Raw genomic sequence first — 9,171 nt, forward strand, 5'->3', positions numbered from 1 at the left:
GCTGGAACAAGATTGAGGCAGTACCGGGGTTCGCCCCGCGGCTCGGGAGTTGGTCCTTGAATACTGAAGCGATTGTGCTGGATCCGACGGGCGCCGATGTTCAGGCCGAGAACGAGCGGATACGCCTGCGCGGGCCGGTCTCGTTGGTGGGGTTGCCCGGTGGGGTATCGGCGTGGTCGGTCACCGATGCCGCGGTGCTGAAAGAACTTCTCGCCGATCCCCGAGTGTCCAAGGATCCACGCCGACACTGGACGGCCTATAAGAAGGGCGAGATCGATCAGCGGTGGCCGTTGCACCCGTGGGTGATAGCGGAGAATATGTTCACCGCTTACGGCGACCAGCACCGCCGCCTCCGCAAACTCGTCGCCCCGGCGTTCACCAATCGCCGCACCACCCTGATGCGCCCGGGGATCGAGGCCATCGTCGATGGACTGCTGAAACGGCTGGATGCCATTCCGGCGGGTGAAGTCGTCGACTTGCGGCCCACCTACGCGTACCCGGTGCCGATTCAGGTTATCGGTGAATTGCTCGGCGTACCAAAGCATTTGGACGCCAAGATCAATGCGTGTGTCGACGGGTTCTTCGACACTTCCCTCACGCCGGCGCAGGCGAAGGCCAATGTCCTCAAAATGGTATCGCTCATGGGGCAATTGATCTTCTACCGGCGCGGCCACCCCGGCGACGACATCACCAGTGCGCTGATCTCGGCCGTCGACGAGGACTCCGACCGGCTGACGCAAAAGGAAGTGATCGACACCCTGATCCTGGTGATCAATGCCGGTCACGAGACCACGGTCAACCTGCTCGACCAGGCGATCGTCGCTTTGCTGACCAATACGGAACAGCGGGCCGACGTACTCGCCGGGCGGGTGCCGTGGTCGGAGGTGATCGAGGAAGCGCTGCGATACCAGCCGCCGATCACGCATCTGCCCCTGCGATACGCGGTCGAGGATATCGAGGTCGCCGGTGTTCGGATCGCCGCGGGTGAGGCGATCCTCGCCTCCTACGGGGCCGCGAGCCGGGACCCGGGGATTCACGGTGACACCGCTGGGGATTTCGACGTGCACCGGGAAAACAAGGAGCACATCGCCTTCGGGCACGGTGCGCACCATTGTCTCGGTGCGCCACTGGCCCGGCTCGAGGCGGCGATCGCACTCCCGGCCTTGTTCGAGCGGTTTCCGAATATGCGACTGGCGGTGGACCCCGCCGAACTCCGGCCGCTGGGCAGCTTCGTCTCCAACGGTCACCAGTCGGTTCCCGTCCTGCTGTAGACGCGGTAATCGCCCTGCCCGCAATGAGATTCACCGATTCGCCGAGAGGTCCCATGGGAAACGCCAGCTGGTTGCGTAGCTTGTCCGCCGGATCGGAGGATGGCGCCCATACGCTGATCTGCTTTCCGCACGCCGGCGGATCGGCCATTTCCTTCGGGCCGCTGGCCAGAACGCTGGGATCGCAATTCCGGGTGCTCGGTGTGCAATACCCAGGGCGCCAGGATCGCAGGCACGAACCGTTACTCGGCAGTGTCGCCGACTTGGTCGAGGGTGTGCTGCCGGAAATTCGCGAACTGATTCCGCAGACCGCGGGCTACTCGCTGTTCGGCCACAGTATGGGTGCGGCGGTGGCGTTCGAGACCTGCCGTCGTCTCGAACACGACCAGGCGATGTCGCCGGCCACGTTGTTCGTATCGGGCCGAATCCCACCGGCACGGAAGGACTCTCACTCCGTGCACCGGTACAGCGATCAGGAACTGATCCGGCACCTGCTCGACTTCGGCGGCACTCCCGCGGCGCTGCTGGAGGATCCCGATTTTCGATCGATCATTCTTTCGGTCACGAGAGGTGACTACCGTGTGATCGAAACCTACACGTGCGCGCCGGGCGCCGCGGTCGAGTGTCCGCTCGTGGCGCTGGCCGGCGATCGTGATCCCGTCACCAGCGGTGCCGACCTGAAAGAGTGGCAGACGCATACCACCGGGCCTTTTACGCAGACGTCGTTTCCGGGCGGCCACTTCTACATCGATGCCAACTCACGCGGTGTGGCCGAACTGATCATTGAAGAGTCTCAGCGCGATCAGAGAGAGTGCAACCATGGCTGAAACCGCCGGACCCATTTCGAATGTTTCGGATACCGCCCACTGGGTGGCCGCGTATCGCGCCATCGAATCCGCCCGTTCCGATGCGCTCTTTCACGACCCGCTCGCGGAGCGGCTCGCCGGCGAAACCGGTAAGGCCATCGTCACGGATGAAAAACGGAGCGCGCTGGCGGGCTGGCCCTTGGTCACGAGGACCAGAGTCATCGATGATCTGATCGCCGAAACCCTCGCCGAGGGCTGCGATCTGGTCATCAATATGGCGGCGGGTTTGGATGCGCGGCCGTATCGCCTGGATCTGCCCGCCGATCTCCGCTGGATCGAAGTCGACTTCCCGGATTTGATCGCCGAGAAGAACCGTCTTCTCGACAGCGAGACCCCCCGCTGCGTTCTCACCCGCGCCGCGGTGGATCTCGCGGATCCGACAGCGCGTGACGAATTTCTGGACAAGGCGCTCGAGGGTGCGAAGAAGGCGCTCATCCTGACCGAAGGGCTGGTGTACTACCTGTCCGAGGACGAGGTCTCGGGATTGGCCTCGGCACTGGCTCGGCCCGAAATCGCCTGGTGGATCATGGATGTGAACAACAAGCCCGTGGTCGACCGGTTCAACCGGGTGAACCGGAAGCTGCTCGAGAATTCACCCTGGAAATTCGGGCCGCTCGAACCGCTGCGATTCTTCGCCGACGCGGGCTGGACGGCGGACGAGGTCGTCGGATTGTTCCGCATGGCAGCCCGATTCCGCCGTTTACCGCCGCTGCTGTGGTCGCTCGCTTTCACACCCGTCGGTCCCCGGATGCCTTTGGGAGCCAAGCGGATACCGTGGTATGCGGCGGTTCGGCTCACCTACACCGGCGCATGATCGGCGGCCGGGAGGGCGTTCGCCCTCCCGGCCGCATCGTCACTCCAGCCCTTCGAGCCAATCGTCGACCGCCGCGGCGACCTGATCCGATCCCTCGTGCAGCATGGCGAAGTGGTTGGCATCCACCTGGACCACGCGATGGCTGTCGTCCCACGGCTGGGCTTGCCACGCCATGAAGTCCTCGGGGACTCCGGGGATCCGCTGTGCGCACTGCAGGAACAGGGTGGGCGCGGCGATTTTACCGGGCACGATGCCGCGGAGGACCTGAATGTACTGGCCCATAGCGGTCAACCGGGCGGGGTCGAAGCGATCGAAGGCGGCCTCGTTGGTCACCATGTTCTCGGCGACCGGCTTGAGAATCCACTCACTCGCATCGCCCTCGGCTACCCGGTAGCTGTCCACCAGCACCACTCCCGCCGGCACGGGTCCGCCGAGAGCTTCGAGTTGTTCGGCGACGCTGTAGGCCAGGACCCCGCCGGAGGAGTACCCGAACAGAACGAACGGCTTGCCCTCGGCGGCGTCGAGGATGGGCTGGAGCAACGCCTTGGTGGCCGCGGCATAGTCGGTGGGTAGCGGCTGGCCCGCGTGGGATCCCATCGGCGCGAGGCCGACCACGTCGCGGGCTGTCCGGAGTTTGCTGGCCATTCGGGCGTATTGGCGCACACCGCCCGCCGCCATCGGCGGGGCGATGCAGATGATGCGCGGCGTGGCGGCGCCGTCGGTCAATCGGATGATCTCCGGCTCGACGTCCAGTTCATCTTTGACGGTGAACTGGTCACGTATCTGTGCCGCCAGGTGCAGGAGCAGGAAGGCGACCGAGAACTGCTCCCGCCCCACCGCGGTGCGGAACATTCCGTACAGCGAGTCGTCGGCGACCCCCTCCTGCCGGTCTCGTTCGGCGGCCGCGCTGATCGCGCTCGCGAGGGCGCCCGCGCCTTCCGCCAATCTTTCGTTCAGTTGTTTCGCGAGAATCTGGGGTGTCGGAAAGTCGAAGACCAGGGTGCCGGGCAACTGCACGCCCGTAGCGTCGCGCAGTGCGTTGCGGAATTCGACCGCGGTGAGCGAGTCGAAACCCATTTCGCCGAACACATTGTCGACCGCGATGAGGTCGACATCCGCATAGCCGAGCGTCGCGGCGGCCTGCTTGCGCACGAACTCCACGAGTAGCGGAAGCCGCTCCTCGGACGGCAGGCCGACCAGCTCCAGCAGCGGTGACGCCGTTTCGCGCGGTGCCGATATCGGTACCAGCCCGCGGACCAGGGCGGGTACGTGCTCGGCTCGCGTGCGGAGCACGGCGCGGTCGACAGGCAGCGCGACCAGCTGGGCCACGCCTGCGGTCACGGCGGCATCGAACAGCGCCAGTCCGTCGGATTCGGACAGCGCCGGAAAGCCCTGTCGCCGCATCCGTTCGAAATCCTCGTCCGACAGTTCCGCGCCCAGACCACTCGATCGTTCCCACAGGCCGTAATCGATCGAGGTGGCCGTCCACCCGGCCGCCCGGCGGTAGGTGGCGAGGGCATCGAGGTACACGTTGGCCGCCGCGTAATTGGCCTGCCCGGCGGCCAGCACCAACCCACCGGCGGAGGACACCAGAACGAACAGCGACAGCGGCAGGTCGCTGGTGAGTTCGTGCAGATGCCACGCGGCGTCGGCCTTGGGCGCGAACACGGCGTCGATGCGATGGCTCGTCATCGATTCGATCAGGCCGGTGTCGGCGACGCCCGCCGCGTGCACGACACCCGTCAGCGGATGCTCGGACCCGATCTCGTCGAGCAGTGCTTTCAGCGCGTCTCGATCGGAGACGTCGCAGGCGGCGACAGTCACCTGTGCGCCGAGTTCGGTCAACTGGGCGCACAATTCGTCGGCGCCGGGAGCTTGCGGCCCCCGCCGGGACGTCAGCACCAGCCGCCGCGCACCGTATTCGGTAACCAGGTGCCGTGCGAACAGCGCACCCAGCCCACCGGTGCCGCCGGTGATCAGCACGGTGCCGGTGTCCAACGGCTCGACCGGTTCGCGGTTCGCCTCGGTGAGCTGATGCTGAACCAGCCGCGGCACCAGGAGATTCGCGCCGCGCAGCGCGCCCTCCGGCTCCGCCGCCATGGCCGCGGCGGCGGTGGCGACGGCGGCCGGATCGTGGTCGGCCGAACCATCGAGGTCCAACAGTTGCAACCGGTGCGGATGTTCGGCCTGGGCCGCGCGCACCAAACCCCAGACCGGCGCCTGCGCCGGGCGCACCTGCTCCCACTCGCTGGTGTGTACCGCGTCCCTGGTCAGGATCACCAGGCGGGACTCGGCGAATCGAGGGTCCGCCAACCACTGGTGAACAGTCGCCAGCACGCCGTGCAACGCCGCGCGGGCGGCGTGCGACGACGCGTCGCCGGTGTCGGCGCAATGGAGCAGTACGAGCTCGGGGACGACAGCTTCGTCGGCCGCGTCGAGTGCTTCGACCAGCGTCGTGAGGTCGGGATAGCCGGGTACTTCCGCCGAACTCGGCGCGCCGATGACCGCTGTGCGCGCCGGGGCTGCCGAACCGGTGGCGACCGACGTCGCGGCGATCCAATCCACCGTGAACAAGGCATCGGCCACCCGGTCCGCGCGCAGTCGGTCCGCGGATACCTGACGGGTGTCCAGCGAGGCGACCGACAACACCGGGCTGCCGGTGCCGTCGGCCAGCCACAGCGTGAAACGGTTGTCGTGCACCCGGATTCGGACCCGGGCGGCGCTGCATCCGGCCGCGTGCAGTGCGACGCCACGCCAGCTGAACGGCAGTGCGGGCGCGTCGAGGCCGCCATTGCGCAGTCGATCCACGATGAGGGCATGCATCGCCGCATCGAACAGTGCGGGGTGCAGGCCATACCCTTCGGCGGCCGCCGCATCCGGCAGGGCCACCTCGGCGAACAGCTCGTGACCATCGGTGCCGTGCCCGCCGCGTCGCCACATTGCCCGCATGCCTTGGAAATAGGGGCCGTAGCCGTACCCGGCATCCAGCAGTTCGGTGTACGCGTCGGCGACGTCGATCGCCTCGGCGTCGGCCGGGGGCCAGACGGCGAGATCGAAATCGGGCCGGACGTCCTCGGCGGTGAGGTCACCCTCGGCATGCAACGTCCATGCGACGGCATCCGGTTGGCGCGAGTGAATCGTGATGCGCCGTCGGCCGGAATCATTCGCCGCGCCGACCACCACCTGTACCGAAACTCCGTCGCGGGCGGGCAGTGTCAACGGTGCGTGCAGGATCAGCTCGTCCACTCTCGGATGACCGATCAATCCGCCCACATGGGTCGCCAACTCGACGAAACCGGTTCCCGGCAGCAGTGCCGTACCGAGCACGCTGTGATCGGCCAACCATCCGACCGAGTCCACCGACCATCGGCCGACGAAGCTCACCGCACCCGAATCGGGCTGCGGGACAACCGCTCCCAGTAGGGGGTGGGAGATCGGATCCAATCCCGCGGCATCGGCGCCGGTGGCTGCCGCGCCCAGCCACGTCGTCGACAGATACTGCTTCGCATCGAGCCAGAACCGCTCGCGTTGAAACGCGTAGGTGGGCAGGTCGATCGGTTGCGCGCCGGGATAGAACGCGGGCCAATCCACCTCGGCGCCCGACACGAACAACGTCGCGACCGCGGCCGTCGCCGTAGCGGTCGAGGCCTCGTCACGGCGCGCCACCGCGACCGCGACGGTGCCTTCGGCGTCCACGCTGCCGAGCACCATCGGCGTGAGGACCGCATCCGGCCCGACCTCGGCGAAGCGCACCACACCCGCGTCCGTCATCGTGGTCACCGCGTCGGCGAACCGCACCGTGGCGCGGACCTGACGCACCCAGTACGCCGGGTCCGACATCTCATCGGTGACCCGGGCGCCGGTCACCGTCGATACCAGCGGAATGGCAGGCCGGGCGAAGCTCAAACCCTCGAGCACCGAGGCGAACTCCGTCGACATCGGTTCCATCAGTCCGGAATGGAACGCGTGCGACACCCGCAAACGGCTTGTCCGCCAGGACTTCTCGGCGAACACCTCGGCCAGCGCGTCGACTTCGGTCGCGACGCCGGAGACCACCACCGAGGTGGGGCTGTTCACCGCCGCGATCGATACGCCGTCGGTCAGCAGCGGGGCCACGGCGGATTCCGGCGCTCCCACCGCGACCATCGCTCCACCCGCGGGGAGCGCTTGCATCAACCGGCCGCGCGCGGCCACCAATGTGCAGGCGTCCGAGAGCGACAGCACTCCGGCGATGTGCGCGGCGGCGATTTCGCCGATCGAGTGGCCCGCCACCAGGCCGGGGCGCAGACCCCACGCCTCGAGCAGGCGATACAGTGCGACCTCGAAGGCGAACAGTCCGGCTTGCGCGAAGACCGTCTGGTTGATCAGGTCCGTCGTGGTCAGCGCATCGTCGAGCGAAATCGGCTGGTCGAGAAGCGGATTCAGCTCCGCGACGACCTCGTCGAAGGCCGCCGCGAAAACCGGGTGGGTACGCAGCCGCTCGGCCATACCGGCCCACTGCGCGCCCTGACCCGAGAAGACGAACCCCGTCGCACCCGAAACCACGCGACCCGACACCACACCGGGTATGGCGTCTCCGCGACCCAAGGCCTCGACACCCGACAGCAGTTCGTCGCGATCGGCACCGAGGACCACCGCTCGATGGCCGAGCGTGGCGCGGGTTGCGGCGAGGGAGTATCCGACATCGTGTGCTGCGACGGCGTTTTCGCGGCTGGACTGCTGAAAGATATGCGACCCCAAGCGCACGGCCTGCTCGCCGAGCGCCCGGGAGCCGGCGGCGGACAGCACCCAGGGCATGACCGCCCCGACGGGCTCGGCCGGGGGCGTCACGGCGGCGGGAGCCTCTTCGCGGGTGGCGGGAGCCTGTTCGAGGATGACGTGTGCGTTGGTGCCGCTGATGCCGAATGACGACACGCCCGCGCGGCGTGGGCGATCGAGCGGCGGCCACGGCACCGGTTCGGTCAGCAGCCGCACTTCGCCCGCGGACCAGTCGACCTTGGTCGACGGCCGGTCCACGTGCAGCGTGCGCGGCAGTGTTCCGTGCCGCATCGCCATCACCATCTTGATCACGCCGCCCACGCCCGCGGCGGCCTGTGCGTGTCCGATGTTCGACTTCAGCGACCCGAGCCACAGCGGCCGTTCCGGCCCGTGCGCGCGGCCATAGGTGCCCAGCAAGGCCTGCGCCTCGATCGGATCGCCCAAAGTCGTTCCGGTGCCGTGTCCTTCGACCGCGTCGACGTCGGCGGCGGAGATTCCGGCATTGGCCAGCGCCTGCTCGATGACCCGCCGCTGCGCGGGGCCGTTGGGCGCGGTCAGCCCATTGGAGGCGCCGTCGGAGTTCACCGCCGAACCGGCAACCACGGCGAGAATTCGGTGGCCGTTGCGTTGCGCGTCGGACAGTCGCTCCAGCACCAGCACACCGGCGCCCTCCGCCCAGCCGACGCCGTCGGCGCTGTCGGAGAACGACTTGCATCGGCCGTCGATGGCCAGTCCGCGTTGCCTGCTGAACTCCACCAACGTATCCGGGCCCGCCATCACGGTCACACCGCCCGCCAGCGCCAACTCGCACTCGCCGGAGCGCAGTGCGGCGGCCGCCGAATGGATGGCCACCAGCGAGGACGAGCACGCGGTGTCGACGGTGACCGACGGTCCCTGGAGTCCGAAGGTATAGGAGACCCGGCCCGACGCCAGCGATCCCGCGTTCGCGTTGGCCGGGTAGTCGTGGTACATCATGCCGACCCATACGCCGGTTGCGCTGCCGCGCAGGGTCGCCGGGTCGATTCCGGCGCGTTCGAATGCCTCCCAGGAGGTTTCGAGCAGGAGGAACTGCTGCGGATCCATGGTGGCCGCTTCGTTCGGGCTGATGCCGAAGAACGCGGGATCGAAATCGCCCGCGGTGTGCAGGAATCCGCCCGAGCGGGTGTGGGAGCGGTTGGGTTGCGCACCGGTGGGGTCGTAGATGCGTGCGATATCCCAGCCGCGGTTGGCGGGGAGGTCGGTGGTGGCGTCGACGCCGCCTGCGACCAGTCGCCACAGGTCGTCCGGTGACTCGACGCCGCCGGGGTATCGGCAGGCCATTCCCACGATCGCGATCGGCTCACGCAGGGCCGCGTCGAGCTGGCGATTGCGCGCCCGCAATCGATCGGTTTCCTTCAGTGAGGCCCGGAGCGCAGCGGTGAGTTTTGCGGTGCCTTCAGGCGTTTCGGCGTTCGTCATATCGCTG

Annotated in this window: 4 protein-coding genes; 3 read left to right on the forward strand and 1 reads right to left on the reverse strand. The window is 67.6% G+C overall.

Going from position 1 to position 9,171, the window contains the following annotated elements; genetic code table 11:
* The first annotated feature begins 56 nt into the window (after positions 1-56).
* Genes ACIG5A_RS10150 through ACIG5A_RS10160 form a run of 3 tightly spaced genes read left to right on the forward strand, consistent with a single transcriptional unit; the run spans position 57 to position 2,948 of the window.
* Positions 57-1,271 carry a cytochrome P450 gene (locus ACIG5A_RS10150; RefSeq protein ID WP_397239826.1) on the forward strand — a complete coding sequence of 405 codons (1,215 nt, stop codon included), beginning with the start codon at positions 57-59 and terminating at the stop codon, positions 1,269-1,271.
* Between the two features lie 53 nt (positions 1,272-1,324).
* Positions 1,325-2,095, forward strand: coding sequence for a thioesterase II family protein (locus ACIG5A_RS10155; RefSeq protein WP_397239827.1), 771 nt, complete (start codon positions 1,325-1,327; stop codon positions 2,093-2,095).
* Complete coding sequence (locus tag ACIG5A_RS10160) at positions 2,088-2,948, forward strand: class I SAM-dependent methyltransferase (protein ID WP_397239828.1); 861 nt, start codon at positions 2,088-2,090, stop codon at positions 2,946-2,948. The genes ACIG5A_RS10155 and ACIG5A_RS10160 overlap by 8 nt, the downstream gene beginning before the upstream one ends.
* Before the next feature lie 39 nt (positions 2,949-2,987).
* Here the strand turns inward: ACIG5A_RS10160 and ACIG5A_RS10165 are convergent, their stop codons facing one another.
* The gene (locus ACIG5A_RS10165) at positions 2,988-9,164 is read right to left on the reverse strand and encodes a type I polyketide synthase (protein WP_397239829.1); all 6,177 of its coding nucleotides are present in this window, start codon (positions 9,162-9,164) and stop codon (positions 2,988-2,990) included.
* Positions 9,165-9,171 lie beyond the last annotated feature (7 nt).

The organism is Nocardia sp. NPDC052566 (genome assembly GCF_044547285.1).
GTDB lineage: Bacteria > Actinomycetota > Actinomycetes > Mycobacteriales > Mycobacteriaceae > Nocardia.

Excerpts from the sequence above, each read along its gene's own strand:
- ACIG5A_RS10155 (WP_397239827.1), top strand. The coding sequence starts at position 1,325 with ATGGGAAACGCCAGCTGGTTGCGTAGCTTGTCCGCCGGATCGGAGGAT.
- ACIG5A_RS10165 (WP_397239829.1), bottom strand. The coding sequence starts at position 9,164 with ATGACGAACGCCGAAACGCCTGAAGGCACCGCAAAACTCACCGCTGCG.
- ACIG5A_RS10160 (WP_397239828.1), top strand. The coding sequence starts at position 2,088 with ATGGCTGAAACCGCCGGACCCATTTCGAATGTTTCGGATACCGCCCAC.